The 14341-nt window shown below is 57.7% G+C and carries 20 protein-coding genes; 9 read left to right on the top strand and 11 right to left on the bottom strand.

Going from position 1 to position 14341, the window contains the following annotated elements; genetic code table 11:
- Positions 1-226: 226 nt before the first annotated feature.
- Together rnk and AAY24_RS06675 are read left to right on the top strand one after the other, a co-directional pair.
- On the top strand, positions 227-637 hold the full coding sequence (rnk, locus tag AAY24_RS06670) for a nucleoside diphosphate kinase regulator (RefSeq protein ID WP_046859024.1): 411 nt from the start codon (positions 227-229) through the stop codon (positions 635-637).
- Positions 638-880: 243 nt separating this feature from the next.
- Positions 881-2596, top strand: coding sequence for a cation:proton antiporter domain-containing protein (locus AAY24_RS06675; protein ID WP_046859025.1), 1716 nt, complete (start codon positions 881-883; stop codon positions 2594-2596).
- 55 nt (positions 2597-2651) lie between these two features.
- On the opposite strand, the gene AAY24_RS06680 is transcribed toward AAY24_RS06675, so the two are convergent.
- The gene (locus AAY24_RS06680) at positions 2652-3230 is read right to left on the bottom strand and encodes a hydrolase (RefSeq protein WP_046861083.1); all 579 of its coding nucleotides are present in this window, start codon (positions 3228-3230) and stop codon (positions 2652-2654) included.
- Positions 3231-3300: 70 nt separating this feature from the next.
- Between AAY24_RS06680 and AAY24_RS06685 the strand changes: the two genes are divergently transcribed.
- Positions 3301-3651, top strand: coding sequence for a gamma-butyrobetaine hydroxylase family protein (locus tag AAY24_RS06685; protein ID WP_046859026.1), 351 nt, complete (start codon positions 3301-3303; stop codon positions 3649-3651).
- 17 nt (positions 3652-3668) lie between these two features.
- Here the strand turns inward: AAY24_RS06685 and AAY24_RS06690 are convergent, their stop codons facing one another.
- The 3 genes from AAY24_RS06690 to AAY24_RS06700 all read right to left on the bottom strand — a co-directional run bounded on the left by AAY24_RS06690 (position 3669) and on the right by AAY24_RS06700 (position 5724).
- A complete protein-coding gene (locus AAY24_RS06690) occupies positions 3669-4397 on the bottom strand; it encodes an MBL fold metallo-hydrolase (protein ID WP_046859027.1) in 729 nt (242 codons plus the stop codon).
- A 148-nt stretch (positions 4398-4545) separates the two neighbouring features.
- Positions 4546-5124 (bottom strand): YceI family protein, encoded by a 579-nt coding sequence (locus AAY24_RS06695; protein ID WP_046859028.1) that lies wholly within the window; start codon positions 5122-5124, stop codon positions 4546-4548.
- Between the two features lie 36 nt (positions 5125-5160).
- Positions 5161-5724 carry a cytochrome b gene (locus AAY24_RS06700; RefSeq protein WP_046859029.1) on the bottom strand — a complete coding sequence of 188 codons (564 nt, stop codon included), beginning with the start codon at positions 5722-5724 and terminating at the stop codon, positions 5161-5163.
- 353 nt (positions 5725-6077) lie between these two features.
- Between AAY24_RS06700 and AAY24_RS06705 the strand changes: the two genes are divergently transcribed.
- The gene (locus AAY24_RS06705; protein WP_046859030.1) at positions 6078-6425 is read left to right on the top strand and encodes a winged helix-turn-helix domain-containing protein; all 348 of its coding nucleotides are present in this window, start codon (positions 6078-6080) and stop codon (positions 6423-6425) included.
- Here the strand turns inward: AAY24_RS06705 and AAY24_RS06710 are convergent, their stop codons facing one another.
- The 7 genes from AAY24_RS06710 to AAY24_RS06740 form a co-directional block, all read right to left on the bottom strand.
- Entirely contained in the window at positions 6426-6809 is a 384-nt protein-coding gene (locus AAY24_RS06710; RefSeq protein ID WP_046859031.1) for a VOC family protein, read from the bottom strand.
- Between the two features lie 27 nt (positions 6810-6836).
- A complete protein-coding gene (locus AAY24_RS06715; RefSeq protein WP_046859032.1) occupies positions 6837-8126 on the bottom strand; it encodes an MFS transporter in 1290 nt (429 codons plus the stop codon).
- A gap of 194 nt (positions 8127-8320) precedes the next feature.
- Entirely contained in the window at positions 8321-8500 is a 180-nt protein-coding gene (locus AAY24_RS06720) for a hypothetical protein (protein ID WP_046859033.1), read from the bottom strand.
- Positions 8501-8688: 188 nt separating this feature from the next.
- Positions 8689-9093: a hypothetical protein gene (locus AAY24_RS06725; protein ID WP_046859034.1), complete on the bottom strand. Its 405-nt coding sequence runs from the start codon at positions 9091-9093 to the stop codon at positions 8689-8691.
- A gap of 14 nt (positions 9094-9107) precedes the next feature.
- Entirely contained in the window at positions 9108-9839 is a 732-nt protein-coding gene (locus AAY24_RS06730) for a helical backbone metal receptor (RefSeq protein ID WP_046859035.1), read from the bottom strand.
- On the bottom strand, positions 9836-10027 hold the full coding sequence (locus tag AAY24_RS06735; RefSeq protein WP_046859036.1) for a DUF5522 domain-containing protein: 192 nt from the start codon (positions 10025-10027) through the stop codon (positions 9836-9838). The genes AAY24_RS06730 and AAY24_RS06735 overlap by 4 nt, the downstream gene beginning before the upstream one ends.
- A gap of 31 nt (positions 10028-10058) precedes the next feature.
- Positions 10059-10817 (bottom strand): 3-hydroxybutyrate dehydrogenase, encoded by a 759-nt coding sequence (locus tag AAY24_RS06740; RefSeq protein ID WP_046859037.1) that lies wholly within the window; start codon positions 10815-10817, stop codon positions 10059-10061.
- Positions 10818-11426: 609 nt separating this feature from the next.
- Between AAY24_RS06740 and AAY24_RS06745 the strand changes: the two genes are divergently transcribed.
- The 5 genes from AAY24_RS06745 to AAY24_RS06765 all read left to right on the top strand — a co-directional run bounded on the left by AAY24_RS06745 (position 11427) and on the right by AAY24_RS06765 (position 14337).
- Positions 11427-11900, top strand: a complete 474-nt coding sequence (locus tag AAY24_RS06745) for an Lrp/AsnC family transcriptional regulator (RefSeq protein ID WP_046859038.1) — start codon at positions 11427-11429, stop codon at positions 11898-11900.
- A 225-nt stretch (positions 11901-12125) separates the two neighbouring features.
- Positions 12126-12584 (top strand): large-conductance mechanosensitive channel protein MscL, encoded by a 459-nt coding sequence (gene mscL, locus AAY24_RS06750; RefSeq protein ID WP_046859039.1) that lies wholly within the window; start codon positions 12126-12128, stop codon positions 12582-12584.
- A gap of 30 nt (positions 12585-12614) precedes the next feature.
- Positions 12615-13022, top strand: a complete 408-nt coding sequence (locus AAY24_RS06755; RefSeq protein WP_046859040.1) for a DUF4332 domain-containing protein — start codon at positions 12615-12617, stop codon at positions 13020-13022.
- 118 nt (positions 13023-13140) lie between these two features.
- Positions 13141-13479, top strand: coding sequence for a YidB family protein (locus AAY24_RS06760; RefSeq protein WP_234422257.1), 339 nt, complete (start codon positions 13141-13143; stop codon positions 13477-13479).
- Positions 13480-13755: 276 nt separating this feature from the next.
- Positions 13756-14337: a PhnA domain-containing protein gene (locus AAY24_RS06765; protein WP_046859042.1), complete on the top strand. Its 582-nt coding sequence runs from the start codon at positions 13756-13758 to the stop codon at positions 14335-14337.
- The last annotated feature ends 4 nt before the right edge of the window (positions 14338-14341 follow it).

The raw sequence follows: 14341 nt of genomic DNA on the forward strand, positions 1-14341 counted from the left end.
TAAGTGGCATCAAATGGGCCTAGAATGGGAAACTAAAATGCCGTGGCGTATGACCCAGGTTAGTTAGATACCCTCGCACGGCCCGATCGGCTGGATCACCCAAACAGATATTCGGACAGCGTCCCTTCACCGGCATGGCCACGGGCGCATCGCCAGTAGCGCGCGAGCTTTAATGGTCAAACCGGTGGGTATTGCTTTGCATAAACCAATTAATTGAGAAACTCTGATGGAAAAACGACCCAATATCATTCTGACATCACAGGATCTGGATCGCCTGCAAGCGCTGCTCGACAGCTTGCCCGACGACAGTTTTCCGGGCAAGGACGAACTGCAGACGGAACTCGATCGCGCCGATGTGGTGGCACCGGAAGAGGTATCACCGGACGTAGTCACCATGAACAGCCAGGTTCGCTTTGCCCTGGAGTCGGGTGAAGAGTTCTGCCTGACCCTGGTCTACCCCAAGGATATGGACGGCAGTGCGGATAAAATCTCCATCCTGGCACCGGTCGGCAGCGCACTGCTGGGGCTCTCCGTGGGCGACCATATCGAATGGCCCCGACCCGGTGGTGGGGTTACTAAAGTTCAAATCGTGGAGATTATCTACCAACCGGAGAGGGCCGGCGAATACTTCCGATAATCTCTCCGCCCAACCCTTCGCAGGCGTTGCCGGACAGGCGAATATCTCCTCCCACAACGCCGATTATGACGCCGGGGCAAGCCCCCCCTGGCATTGCCAGGGGGTGTCCCTGTAGCCGCTCCATGAGGGTTACAATCGGGCTACCCGGTTCACACGGGTAGCCAAATTCATCGGATTGCCATCTTCTCTACCGCCCTGTGGCCCGGTATTATCTGAGACCGTTTTAAAATAACCGGTGATCTTGTGCATCTGGATACCTTCATTTTTTCCGCCCTGTTGTTACTCGCTGTCACCTCGGTGGCTGTGACTCTATTCCGTCATCTGGGCCTGGGATCGATACTGGGATTACTTATTGCCGGTGTGGTCGTAGGCCCCCACTCACCCGGTCCTTACGTAACGGCACACGTGGATGATGTGCGCCGCTTTACTGAACTGGGCGTGGTGCTGCTGATGTTTGTTATCGGACTGGAGATGCGTCCTACCCGACTCTGGTCCATGCGACGCTACCTGTTCGGTCTCGGCTCCCTGCAGATCCTGCTGGTGGGACTGGCCATTACCCTCTATGTCTCCATGGGTATCGACTCCTGGCCCACCGCACTGCTGATCGGGCTAACCCTGGCGCTCTCATCCACCGCCTTTGTCATGCAACTGCTGCAGGAGCGGGGCGAACTGGCCAGTCGCCACGGTTCGGGCACCTTCGCCATCCTCCTGATGCAGGACCTGGCGGTGGTGCCACTACTGGCCATGGTGCCCCTGCTATCGGAACATACCGCCATATCGTCAGGCATCCCGATGTGGCAACAGCTGCTGATCCTGTTGGGAATGTTCGCAGTACTCTGGCTGTTCGGCCTGAAGGTTGTGCCAATGGCACTGGAGTGGCTGGCCCGCCATGACAATCGGGAAGCATTCCTGCTGGTGGTGCTGCTGGCGGTCTTCTTCGCCGCCTGGATGATGCACCAGGCCGGCCTGTCGATGGCGCTGGGCGCCTTTATCATGGGCATGCTGCTGTCCGGTTCCAACTACAACATGCAGGTGCGCGCCTTCATCGAGCCCTACAAGGGCCTGCTGATGAGCCTGTTCTTCGTGGCGGTGGGCATGTCCATCGATTTGGGCGCCTTAATGGAGCGCCCGTTGGTATTTATCGGGCACACCGCAGTTCTGATCGGCATTAAGCTGGTGGTACTGTTCCCCCTGGCGATCGCCTTTGGTTACAACCGAATCGAAGCAACCCGCATCACCTTTCTGCTGGCCCAGGCCGGTGAGTTCGGCTTTGTGCTGTTCGGTTCCGCACTGGCGCTGAAAGTGATCGATGATCAGGTGTTTGTCATGGCGGTGGCGGTTATCTCCCTGAGCATGCTGTTCACCCCCCTGCTGGTGCGCCTGGGTGACTTGCTGGCCCGGTACCTGGAAAAACGCACACCCAATGCCAGCGTCACCATTGCCAAAGGGCTGGAACTGGAAGAGCGGAGTGTGTTGATTGGCGGCTATGGCCGTGTCGGCCACACGGTGGCCACCCTGCTGCAGACCAGCGGCATACCTTTTATCGCGTTCGATACCAATCCTGAGAACGTCAAGCGCGGCAAGTCCAATGGTCACGCCGTCATGTATGGTGATATTTCCGATCCCGATCTGTTGGCCGCCGCCCACGCGGAACGCTCATCCCTGGTGGTACTGACCATCGATCAGGGACCGACCGCCATGCGGGCAGTCTCCCATTTCCGTAACACCTATCCCCGTATTCCGGTGATTGCCCGCGCCCGGGACCTGGAATCGAGCGCCCGCCTGCTCAAGGCAGGGGCTACCCAGGCGTTCCCCGAGGCGATCGAAGCGAGTCTCCGGCTGGGGGCCGAGGCGCTGAAAATGGTCGGCACCGCCGAAGACAATGTTGAACTGCTGATGGATGGCATCCGCAGCGGCGGCTACCAGATGGTCCAGGAGGAGAAGGAAGACGCCGCCTGATCCCTGGACCAGCGGGGAGCCGGAAAGCGGTATGATGGCGGCCCACCGAACCCGATCAGCCTGTGCCCTGCAGGTTGATCTGTTCCGCCACCTCACGCATACCCAGGATGGTCTGAGTGACCAACTCCCGCCGTTCCATACCGAGCATGGCGGCGCCACGATCGATAATGTCGCGATCCACCTTGGCGGCAAAGCGCTTGTCCTTCCACTTTTTCAGGACCGACTTGGCCTCCAGATCCAGGATGCTTTTTGACGGACGCACCAGGGCGGTGGTGGTGACCAGCCCGGTCAGTTCATCGGTGGCATAGAGGACTTTTTCCATATCGCTGAGCGGTTCCACATCGGTGCAGATGCCCCAGCCGTGGCTGATGACCGCCCGAATGTAGCTCTCCGGCCACTGCTGTTCCCGCAGTATCTGCTCGGTTTTGATACAGTGCTGCTCGGGGAACTGGTCATAATCCAGATCATGCACCAGCCCCACGATGCCCCACTGCTCTTCGTCACCGCCCCGCTGCCGGGCGAAGTAACGCATCACCCCTTCCACCGCCAGGCCATGCCTGACCAGACTCTCGGTCTGGGTGTAGGTGACCAACAACTGAAATGCCTCGTCCCGGGTGGGAATTCGCTCTTCCATCTTCATGCTCCAGCGACTGTTCAACGGGTCGACTATTATATTGATACCAGCCACCCATAGCCTAGTCACCATGCAACCAAAGACCAAGCCGACCGATATTATTCTGCACAACCAATCCCGCACCCTGGAGCTGCTGTTTGATAACGGAGAACGTTTTCAGCTGCCCTGGGAGTACCTGCGGGTTTTCTCGCCCTCCAAGGAGGTCAGGGCCCGCTTCGGCAAAGATCGGATTCTGGTGCTGGACAAGCAGGATGTGGTGCTGGAGAAGATCAAACCGATCGGCAACTACGCCGTCAAACTCTATTTCAGTGACGGCCACAACTCAGGACTCTACGACTGGCGTTTCCTCTACGAACTGGGGATCAACCAGGCCTCCTACTGGCAAGAGCATCTGGACCGGGTGGCTCAGCTGGATAACTGACCGGAGCGGCAACCAATCTAAGCCCTTGTCGCTCCCGCCTGGTTGACCCGCCCCTCGTTCGGGCTGATACCACAGCGCTGATTACCCGGCACCGCCACATCCATCTTTTGCGGCTTGTCCAGATCCATACTCTCCATGATCTGTATATAACCCTCCCGGCTCTGGTTGTTTGCCAGGCGGGGGTTGTGGCGCTTCTCCTCACCGATGGTGGAACTGGTCATGCCGTTGTAGTCATGGGCCGGATAGATGGGGATATGGTCGGGTAATACAAACAGCTTGCCGGTAATCGAATCATACGCCTGGCCCGCATTACCTGACTGAAAATCGGTGCGGCCGCTACCGCGAATCAGCAGCGTGTCACCGGTGAATACCCGGTCATCTGCCAGGTAACAGATGTCGGTATCGGTATGACCCGGGGTATACAGCACCTTCAGCTGATGCTCGCCAAAGCGGATCTGGTCATCCTGTTTCAGCCAGACATCGGCACAGGAGACCTGGGCATGCTCATGGACGCCAACATGGCAACCGAACTGCTCCCGCAACCGGCCGCTACTGGTGATGTGATCGGCATGGATATGGGTCTCCAGGGACCAGGTCAGTTTCAGCTCCAACTCGCCGATCAGCCGGGTATCCCGTTCATACTGCTCCAGTACCGGATCGATAATCACCGCCTCCCGGCTCTTCTCGTCCCACAGCAGGTAACTGTAGGTACTGGAATTTTTGTCAAACAGTTGTCGCATCTGCATGGTCTATCCCTCAATTTATGAACCTTTCCCTATTAAGACTACAGATGCTGTTTAAATGTTCTGAGATCAACCCGTCGGTTTCCGTGGTATTGGGGAGACGGGGCCGGTAAAAAGAGAGACACCGGCCCCGTTTGGATCAGCATGGCGGCTACTGGCGGATACCCTCAACCGACAGGAACAGCTCCACCTCCTGTGAGGCTGGCCCCAGGTTGGTGGGTATACCGAAATCCGCCAGGGTCAGCCGGGTGGTTCCTTCGAAGCCCCGACGATAACCACCCCAGGGATCCTTGCCGGCACCAATCTGGGTCACATCAATGGTGATCGGCCGGGTGACTCCGCGCAGGGTCAGGTCCCCCTTCAACAGCCCCGTGTTGTCCCCCGTGACTTCGTAACTGGTGCTTTTGAAGGTTGCCGTGGCGAACTCATCCACATTAAGAAAGTCGGGACCGCGCAGATGTTTGTCCCGTTCGGCAAAATTGCTATCCACACTGGCTGGATTGACGGTGACCGATACGGTTGCCGCCGAAGGATTCTTCTCATCGTAGTCGAAGCTCCCCTCAAACTCGTTAAAACGGCCCAGCACCCAGCTGTAGCCCAGATGGGAGATCTTGAACTGGATAAAGGCGTGGGCTTTCTGGGTATCGATCACATAATGCTCTGCCGACACCGGGCCGGAGAGTGCAAACCCGGCGACCGTGAGCAGTGAAGCCAGAAGATATTTTTTCATGTTGCCTCCTTGGAAAAGTGCCTCTGAATGAAAAGTTTAATCCGACCGACGGGTCGCGCGGCCGAGCATCCGCACCAGGGTTGAATCCCGGTCGATAAAATGGTGTTTGAGCGCGGCCAGGGTATGCATACCTACCAGGACCATCGTGACAACGGCCAGCACCCAATGAACTTCGCCCGCGCTATCCTCCAGGTTATCAATGGCCGGTAGCAGTGCCGGCACGGTGAACCAATCGAACACCGCTATTCCGCGGCCGCCTGCGGTTGAAATAAGATAGCCGCTGACAGTAATGGCAATCAGCAGCAGATAGAACCCCCAATGCACCAGCTCCGCCACACGTTGCAGAATACGGGGATCATTGCCGACCGGCTCCGGCTGCACGGTGACAAGTCGCCACAGCAGACGGAACAGCAGCAGTGCCAGGGTAATGATGCCGAGACTGCGGTGGATGTCCGGTGCCGACTGGTACCAAGGATCATAGTAGTCCAGACCGGTCATATAGAGTCCCAGCAGAAACAGGCCGATCACCAGCAACGCCATCAACCAATGCAGAGCGACAGAGATAACGCCATAGGTTTGCCGGCTATTGCCCAACATCATGCTTCCATTCTCCTGTTACCTGCACCGGTTGGTGATAATCCCTGTCGCCCGGCCATCACTTTCCCGCCAATCCCCCACCAGGCAATATTCCGCTTCCTGTGACCAAGCGTAGCAGTGTCACGGTTTCCTGTATGAACAGTTGCACCGGGCGATCGGGTTTCCGGTTTCAGCTATGATCCGAGCCAGAGCGCTGACCATTGTGATTGACCCGCTTTACGGGGCAAAAGTTCCAAATCACCGAGCCGTTCGCCCCGCAGCGGTTCACACAGAAGTTGTGACGCCATTTTCACTGGATTAGGATGGCAGGGCACCCAGCCACCCGCCAACACCCGCAGTTAAGCCAGGACAACCCGATGAAAACAAAACTTCGACTGCAGATCCGCTTCAATGACACGGTGATCGGACCGGGCAAGATCGCCCTGCTGGAGTCGGTGGCTGAGCACGGCAGCATCTCCGCAGCGGGCAAGGCCTGTGGCATGACCTTCCGGCGCGCCTGGCAGCTCATAGAGACGGTCCAGGAGGCACTGGGACAATCGCTGGTGGAGACCACTGTCGGTGGAAAAGGGGGTGGCGGCGCGACACTGACCCCGTTTGCCGAAGCACTTATCAAGCAGTACCGGCATGTTGAACAGCAGGCCAACGAGTCGGCCATCCCTCTGTTCCAACTGCTGAACGATACCGAACAGCAAGCGGACCCGTAATCAGTCTGCCGCCTGCTGGATGAACTCCAGGGCATTCTGATCGGGATCACGGCAAAACAGCGCCCGGCGTCCGGAGCGACTCAGGGTATAGTCAATACCCTGTCGCTCCAGCGCCTCTATCAGCAGATCCAGATCACCCACATAGCAGGCCAGATGGCGATCACGCCCGCCATGGACCGGCCGACCATCGAGCGGGTCGGGATTGGGCAGTTCCAGGAGATGGATCTGATGATCACCCAGATTAAGCCAGGCGCCGGGATATCCCAGGTCAGGACGAGTGGTGTCGACTTCCAGCCCCAATACTCTGTGATAAAAATCCAGCGCCCGTGTCGTATCGGCCACGATCAGGCTGGCATGGTGAAAACCTGTTACCAGAGTCGACATGGCGGCTCCTCCCCTGTTCGTTATCCGTCAGGCCATCTGTCTGCAGTGGGTCTCCCGGGTGAACAGGATCAGCAGCAGCGCCAGGGCCAGCCACCCCAGCATCAGACTGAAGCCGTTGCGATAGGCCTCCAGACCATAAATCCGCACACTGTCACTCATCGTCCCCGACCAGTTCCTGTCCAGCAGCCAACCCACCGCTGGCTGCAGCAGCATGGGCCCGATCATCACCCCCATATTGACAATCCCCGAGGCGGTCCCGGCAAGGCGGGCCGGCGCCGACTCCCGGGCAAATGCGAAACCGATAATCATGTTACCGGTAAAGAAACCCACCACGATCAACAGACTTACCAGCAGCCAGATGGGCAGGTCGGGCACCAGGATCAGCACTCCCCAACCCAGCAACTGCACCAGACAGCCCGCCAGGTAGAGCGGTTTGCGACGCCCCAGGTGATCCGACGCCCAGCCGAACACCGGGCCGCCAACCGCCCAGGAGACCAGCAGCGCCGAGCAGATGGCAGCGGCACTGGTCTTTTCCAGCCCGTAGTGGGTGGTGAGAAAGGGCACGCCCCAGAGGCCGGCAAAAGTCAGCACCGTGCCTACTCCCGCACCCGGTATAAAATGGAGCAGCCAGGTATTGCGATAACTCAGCACGGTGCGGATGCCGGCCATGATCCCCTGCCCGGGCTGACTGGTGCTGTCGTCATGGGACACCGCGTGGCTGGCATAACCCTTCTCCACCGGATCATCCCGCACCAGCAGCCAGATAGCCCCGGCAACCAGAAAGGTCACCACGGCGGAGACCAGCATCACGGGGCGCCAGCCAAAGGTATCAACCAGCAACCGCAGCGGGACGCCGGCAAATACCGCCCCAACCACGCCACAGAACAGCGCCATACCGGAAGCCAGTGAGTATTGCTTGGGCGGCAGCCAGTGACCCGCCAACTTCAGCATGCCGACAAAGGCCACCGCCACCGAACCACCGATCAGCAGACGCCCCAGATTGGCCCAAAGTGCATCCGGCGCCATGGCGAACAGCAGGGTACCCAGTCCGGCGATGGAAGCCCCGCTGGCCAGCAGACGTCGGGGACCCCAGTGATCGGCCAGCAGTCCGGTCGGAACCTGCATCGCCACATAACTGTAGAAATAGAATGCCGAGAGATTGCCCAATGCGGTGGCATTGAGCTGAAAATCACCCATCAACTCGGTGGTCATCACCCCGGGAGCTACCCGCTGATAAAAACCGATAAAGTACGGCGCCGCACCCAACCCCCAGATCGTCCAGGCCAGGCGCAGCGGGGGAAAGGCCGCTGGGTTCATGAATTATCCTAGTTGATGGTCAGGTCACTATAGTCCGGGTTGCAGGGAAAAAACCCGCAGGATACCACTGCTATTGCACCAGCCGTTCAGGTACGAAACCCTCCAGTTTCGAACACGACGCTGATAACGGCCCTCAGCTGAACCACACCAGAGTGGAACAATTCCGAAAACTGGCCGCTATGGCCTGCAGACGCTCAATTATCCCGCTTGCAGGCCTCGTAATCCTTACGCTTTTTACAGTTCTGGAAAATCTTGGGCGTGCACTCCAGCTGGTCGCAGACATATTCGCAACGGGCGCTTTCGGCCGGGACATCATTGATCAGTGGGGAAAACAGGTCACGCAGCAAGACGTTTATACTTTTTGTAACTATCATCAATACACTCTGCTTTTCGGGGTTATCTCAGCATCCTGGTTCCGATGACTTAAGCATCGGGCCATCCCTGATCTCCCTTCGTCCAGAGCCTAAACAGCAGGCTTGCTGTTAAAATATGCCAACTGCAGATTTCAACTGTATCGGATACTACTCAACCAACTATCCCCCGTCAACGCGGGTGAAGGGCATCAACGGCGCCCCTTTTTGGCCCGACGCAGATGGATGATTTCGGCAAACAGCCCGCCGATGGCACCCCACAGTCCCCCCAGAATTATCACCACCAGCGACTTGTCACCAGCCAGCTGTTGCAGCACCGCAACCGCTGGCATCAGGTTCAGCAGCAGGGCGAGCAGCAGCGCACCCGCCAGCCCGGTCACCATGCCATGCAGCAGCCGTCCGTCACGGGCCTTGAGGCCGGTGAACAGACCCGGCGCAATCCACAGCGCAGAGAGCGTCAGCAGCTGGGGTGCGGTGGCCTTCTGCACATCCAGCAGCAGGGCCACGATGATCATCCCCAGGGAGAGTGCCGTCAGCATCAGGGCACCCAGCAACAGGGCACGATAGTTGAGAAAGGGGGTATCAGTTGTCGTCATGGTTATAGGGCCGGTTATTGACTATGGGATTCCAGAAAACGCAGGCTACGGGTGCCGTACCAGGAGTAACTCTCGCCGTCCACCAGGCCACAGGCATAGCCGAGTGCCCGCAACTCATCCCGATATCGCTGAAACGGAAACGGCTCACTGGAGAAGAGCAGCGCCGTCTCCCGGGGATTCAGCGCGGTCAGCTCGATCTTGGGATACTTCTCCCCGTGGGGGACTGACTCCACCCCCATGCGCTGCAACATGGAGTGTATGAAGGTACCTTCACCGATCGCCATCCAGGGGTCGCGCCAGATCAGATACTCCACCCGGCTCTGGGTGGTCGGTGGTCGCCACCACTCGATCACCCCGGGCAGGGATTGAAGGGGATAGTGCCTGCCGGCGCCACTACTGACCCGCTCCCAGCGTTGCGCCACCCGCTGCAAAGCGCCACTGTCGATCCGTTCCGCCAGGCGCCGGAATTCCGAGGCCACATCCTCCACCCGGGTGATATGCAGCGCCAGGTAGGGGTAGGGACAGCTCTCGGCCATCTCCAGGGTGTTCTCCTCCTTGTCCAGGATTACCAGTTCCGGTTCGAGATGGGCCATCGCCGCCCAATCCACCTGCTTGGTACCCCCCACCGACGGCAGCTTCCTCACCGCCTCCTCGGGATGAATACAGAACCGGGACCGGCCCACCAGGTTGGCCTGGCAGTCGATCAGGGTTTCGGTAATGGAAGGAACCAGGGAGACCAGCCTCATCTGACCGGCTTTACGTTGATGTGATCAAAGGGGCAGTGACGACAGGCGGAACCACAGCAGTTACCCCGGCTGCGGTGATAGCATTCAGTAAACACCATCAGCCCGTCCTCCCAGTAGTAGTGCCGCCCCTCAATCAGCTCATCCAGTGGCCAGGGATCGGTCCCATCGGTCTCGTTGTCTTCTCGCATAGCCATCTCCCGCCGAGAGATCAGGTCCGCTTTACTGGGCCGTCCAACCTGAATCGATGGTGAACGTGGAGCCGGTGATGGAAGAAGCCTGATCACTGGCCAGATAGGCCGCCAGGCTGGCCACCTCTTCCGGCTCAATCAGCTTTTTGATGGCTGCGTTTTTCAACATCACTTCGCTCACCACCTCTTCTTCCCGAATACCCCGGGTTCGCGCCTGGTCGGCAATCTGGTTCTCCACCAGGGGGGTCCGCACATAGGCGGGACAGATGGCATTGGCAGTGATACCGAACTCGCCACCCTCCAGGGCCGCCGTCTTGGTCAGGCCGATCACCCCGTGTTTGGCGGAGATATAACCGGCCTTGAAGGGTGACGCCACCATGGCATGTACCGAAGCGATATTGATTATCCGACCCCAGCCATTCTGTTTCATCGACGGCCAGGCATAACGCATCAGCAGAAACGGGGCGGTCAACATAACCGCTAGCAGCTTGTTCCACTGTTCAACCGGGAAATCCTCGATCGGGGAGATATGCTGGAAACCGGCGTTATTGACCAGAATATCCACACTGCCATGCAGCGCAGTGGCCTGGGTAATCACCGACCGACACTGTTCGGCATCGGAAAGATCGCCCTGCACAAAGCTGGCATCGATCCGTTGCGCCGCCTTGCCACCGGTTTCGGCGTTGAAATCCGCTATTACCACCTTGCAGCCCAGACCGGCCAGTTTTTCCGCCACTGCCAGTCCAATGCCACTTGCTCCACCGGTCACAACGGCAACTTTATTCTGCATCTGATCGTTCTCCTGAAATTTATGCGACACCACAGCCAATCTTGTGGAGCAAAATTATAACCCAGCCGCGTGACGATTTATCGACGAATAAAACAGGTGAATCGGGAATAGGGAGAAAATCGACTGATTTGCCACAGAAACCGGCACCTATTCACCCGGTTGGCCGGACAACCGACACCACCCGGGCATCAGTGCCACCGTTTATAAACCGTTCTTGCAGCGGTAACGGGATTGCGAATGGAACAGAATTGACCGGAAACTGGTGAAGAGCGGGAATCGGTGGGCCGGGTACGGCCCACCTCAGACCAGGTTTTCCCTGCTACCAAGCCGCCTGCCCCGGGTGGTCGCTCCCCCTGATTCCGCGCCTTTCCCACTCTTGTGAAGCGGTTCTGGCAACCGACCCTTGTGGGGTCTTACCCGGGAGCTGACCGGGCAGGCTTGTTCAGTGGGTTTAGTATAGAAAAATAAGATGAGCGAATGAATGCAAATATCGCGTCATTACCCATCAGAAATAATAATATTCTCTATTTATTACCATTTTTATAGTGATAAACTTACTTCTATACTAAACTCTTCCCTATTAATCACCAATCACTACGCTAAAACATCATGAAACTGGACCGCATCGACCGACGTATCCTCACCGAGATGCAACAGAATGGCCGCATCAGCAATCTGGAACTGGCGGAACGGGTTGGACTCTCCCCCACGCCATGCTCCCGGCGGGTCAAGCAACTGGAAGAGGCCGGCATCATCCGCCAGCATGTCACCCTGCTCAATCCGGACCGGCTAAACCTGAAACTGACCGCCCTGATCCAGATCAGCATGGACCGACACACTCCGGATCGCTTTGAGAACTTTCAGGCCCGGGTGGCGACATTCCCTGAAGTGGTGGAGTGCAGCCTGATCACCGGACAGGCTGCCGACTATCTGGTTAAAGTGGTGGTGCCCGACATGGACGCCTACCAGCAGTTTCTGCTGGGCAAGATCACCCGTATCGAAGGAGTATCCGGGGTCCAGTCCAGCTTTGTCATGCAGCAGATTATTAACAAAACGGCGCTGCCCCTGGATTATCTGACCTGACACAAAGCCATCCCGCTCCCCTCCCTCACACCCCCCCGGAAAGCTCGACCAGACCGCTCCTTGTCACAATCCAACTTGTATTCCCGTGAATTGTAAACTATTGCAATATCTGGGAATGCAAGGAGGTTTTGCCATTCCGTAACAGGTGCAGCAGGGATATAGTCCTTAACACAGGGCGGCTGTATTGCACTGAAAAATACTGGCGTCACTCAAGAGGGAAATATCATGCTCAAGGAATTCAAAGAGTTTGCGATCAAGGGCAATGTCATCGACATGGCCGTCGGCATCGTTATCGGAGCAGCATTTGGTTCTATTGTTAAATCTCTGGTCGCCGATGTGATCATGCCGCCGGTCGGCATGTTGCTCGGCAATGTGGATTTTTCAAACCTGTTTCTGGTGCTGAAAGATGGCACCAACCCAGGCCCCTATCTGTCCATTGCTGCTGCTACGGAAGCGGGTGCAGTGACACTCAACTATGGGCTGTTTATCAATACGATTGTCAGCTTCGTGATTGTCGCCTTCGCCATTTTCATGGTGGTGAAGATGATCAACCGACTGAAGCGTGAACAGGAATCGGCTGAGGAAGCACCAACCACCAAGGAGTGTCCGTTCTGTCTCTCCAAAGTGCCGCTCAAAGCGACTCGCTGCGCTCACTGTACCTCAGAACTTCCAGAAACCGCTTAATCAACTTTAGCCTCTTACGGAGATATAACCATGGCAAAACTGACACAGATTGAAGGGATTGGTGAGAAATACGGTGAAAAACTTCAGGCCGTCGGCGTCACCACGCAGGAGAAACTGCTTGAAGCTGGCGGCACCAAGAAAGGCAGAAAAGAGCTGGCTGAAAAATCGGGCATCAGTGAAAAGCTGATCCTCGGCTGGATCAATCGCGCCGATCTGGCACGGGTTAAGGGAATCGGCGAAGAGTATGCCGACCTGCTGGAACTGGCCGGAGTGGATACCGTCCCCGAGTTGGCCCAGAGAAACGCTGCCAACCTGCACACCCGGATCCGGGAAGTTGCCGAAGAACGGGGCAATGTGGTGCGCCGCGTGCCTTCTCCTGCAGAAGTGGAGAAGTGGGTAGCCCAGGCAAAAGAGCTGCCAAGAGCCATCAACTATTAACCTGTTACCCAACAACCCCCGACCGGGGTGGAGAGTACCCACCCCGGTCTGGATGAAGCTGAGGAATTCAGATCGAATCCTGGTAATTCCTCAACACCCCAGTGACCAGACCAAAACCATGGACTTACTTACCAAAGGGACAAACCTCTTGATTGAGCGACTCAACCTCGATCTGCAGACCGGCACCGTCAGGAAAGCCCTGGGCGAAGCGTTACTGGCCGTCAACTTCGAAGACCTGCACCGGACACTGTCACAAAACCAGCAAACCCAGCACCAGATCAGCGCCTGGCTTGGGGCAGGGGATCACCAATGGCTCGCAATTGAACAGGTCGAGTCGATTCTGGGTGCTGATAAGGTGAAGGTTTTCGCCGGTCGGCTGGGCATCGACCAGGCAACCGCAGCCACCGTACTGGCCGACATCCTGGCCATGCTGACCCCGGAACAGGTTGAATCCTGAAGACCGGAAGCGGACCGCCGGCCATACCGGAATGGATCGCATGCAGGGCCATCAACCGGGATCACATATACCGACGGACCGCGCCCCATCACCTCCCCGCCACTCGCCGTAACCACACGCCGTCAACCGCTTCCACACTGACCAATCAGCCACACCGGGCTTGTCCGAAACCGGGATGACGGGTATGGTGTGCCCCGTTTAACGGCCGGACACAGACTGCCAGGCGAACGCTCCGTCCCAACTATTTCAGACTTTTCCATTCGAGCATCCACCACTATGAGCACAGAACAGGCACTACTTGAGCGCAGTGAATCCAAATGCGAACTCTGCGGGGCAACCGAGAATCTTCAACCCTACCCGGTACCTCCCAGCTCTGATGGTAGCGCCGATCAATCTGTACTGCTGTGCAGCACCTGTCTGGAACAGATTGAGGAGCCGGACAAGACCGATCCCAATCACTGGCGTTGTCTCAATGACAGCATGTGGAGCCAGGTGCCCGCCGTGCAGGTGATGGCCTGGCGTATGCTGAAGCGGCTCGCTGCCGAAGGCTGGCCACAGGATCTGCTGGACATGCTCTACCTGGATGAAGAGACCCAGGCCTGGGCGGAAGCCGCCGGCGATGGTGCAGACAACGAAGAACAGGTGGTACATCGGGACTGTAACGGCGCCACCCTGGAAGCGGGCGACACCGTCACCCTGATCAAGGATCTGAACGTCAAGGGCGCCAACTTTACCGCCAAGCGGGGCACCGCGGTGCGCGGCATCTCCCTGGTCGCCGACAACCCGGAGCAGATCGAGGGACGGGTGAATGGCCAGCAGATTGTCATCCTGACCCAGTTCGTCAAGAAATCCAACTGATCCA

The sequence above is a fragment of the Sedimenticola thiotaurini genome (genome assembly GCF_001007875.1).
Classification (GTDB): domain Bacteria; phylum Pseudomonadota; class Gammaproteobacteria; order Chromatiales; family Chromatiaceae; genus Sedimenticola; species Sedimenticola thiotaurini.

Excerpts from the sequence above, each read along its gene's own strand:
- AAY24_RS06710 (WP_046859031.1), bottom strand. The coding sequence starts at position 6,809 with ATGTCGACTCTGGTAACAGGTTTTCACCATGCCAGCCTGATCGTGGCC.
- AAY24_RS06720 (WP_046859033.1), bottom strand. The coding sequence starts at position 8,500 with ATGATAGTTACAAAAAGTATAAACGTCTTGCTGCGTGACCTGTTTTCC.
- AAY24_RS06685 (WP_046859026.1), top strand. The coding sequence starts at position 3,301 with ATGCAACCAAAGACCAAGCCGACCGATATTATTCTGCACAACCAATCC.
- AAY24_RS06760 (WP_234422257.1), top strand. The coding sequence starts at position 13,141 with ATGGACTTACTTACCAAAGGGACAAACCTCTTGATTGAGCGACTCAAC.
- AAY24_RS06705 (WP_046859030.1), top strand. The coding sequence starts at position 6,078 with ATGAAAACAAAACTTCGACTGCAGATCCGCTTCAATGACACGGTGATC.
- AAY24_RS06730 (WP_046859035.1), bottom strand. The coding sequence starts at position 9,839 with ATGAGGCTGGTCTCCCTGGTTCCTTCCATTACCGAAACCCTGATCGAC.
- AAY24_RS06680 (WP_046861083.1), bottom strand. The coding sequence starts at position 3,230 with ATGGAAGAGCGAATTCCCACCCGGGACGAGGCATTTCAGTTGTTGGTC.
- AAY24_RS06715 (WP_046859032.1), bottom strand. The coding sequence starts at position 8,126 with ATGAACCCAGCGGCCTTTCCCCCGCTGCGCCTGGCCTGGACGATCTGG.
- rnk (WP_046859024.1), top strand. The coding sequence starts at position 227 with ATGGAAAAACGACCCAATATCATTCTGACATCACAGGATCTGGATCGC.
- AAY24_RS06690 (WP_046859027.1), bottom strand. The coding sequence starts at position 4,397 with ATGCAGATGCGACAACTGTTTGACAAAAATTCCAGTACCTACAGTTAC.
- AAY24_RS06735 (WP_046859036.1), bottom strand. The coding sequence starts at position 10,027 with ATGCGAGAAGACAACGAGACCGATGGGACCGATCCCTGGCCACTGGAT.
- AAY24_RS06745 (WP_046859038.1), top strand. The coding sequence starts at position 11,427 with ATGAAACTGGACCGCATCGACCGACGTATCCTCACCGAGATGCAACAG.
- AAY24_RS06755 (WP_046859040.1), top strand. The coding sequence starts at position 12,615 with ATGGCAAAACTGACACAGATTGAAGGGATTGGTGAGAAATACGGTGAA.
- AAY24_RS06765 (WP_046859042.1), top strand. The coding sequence starts at position 13,756 with ATGAGCACAGAACAGGCACTACTTGAGCGCAGTGAATCCAAATGCGAA.
- AAY24_RS06695 (WP_046859028.1), bottom strand. The coding sequence starts at position 5,124 with ATGAAAAAATATCTTCTGGCTTCACTGCTCACGGTCGCCGGGTTTGCA.
- AAY24_RS06740 (WP_046859037.1), bottom strand. The coding sequence starts at position 10,817 with ATGCAGAATAAAGTTGCCGTTGTGACCGGTGGAGCAAGTGGCATTGGA.
- mscL (WP_046859039.1), top strand. The coding sequence starts at position 12,126 with ATGCTCAAGGAATTCAAAGAGTTTGCGATCAAGGGCAATGTCATCGAC.
- AAY24_RS06725 (WP_046859034.1), bottom strand. The coding sequence starts at position 9,093 with ATGACGACAACTGATACCCCCTTTCTCAACTATCGTGCCCTGTTGCTG.
- AAY24_RS06700 (WP_046859029.1), bottom strand. The coding sequence starts at position 5,724 with ATGATGTTGGGCAATAGCCGGCAAACCTATGGCGTTATCTCTGTCGCT.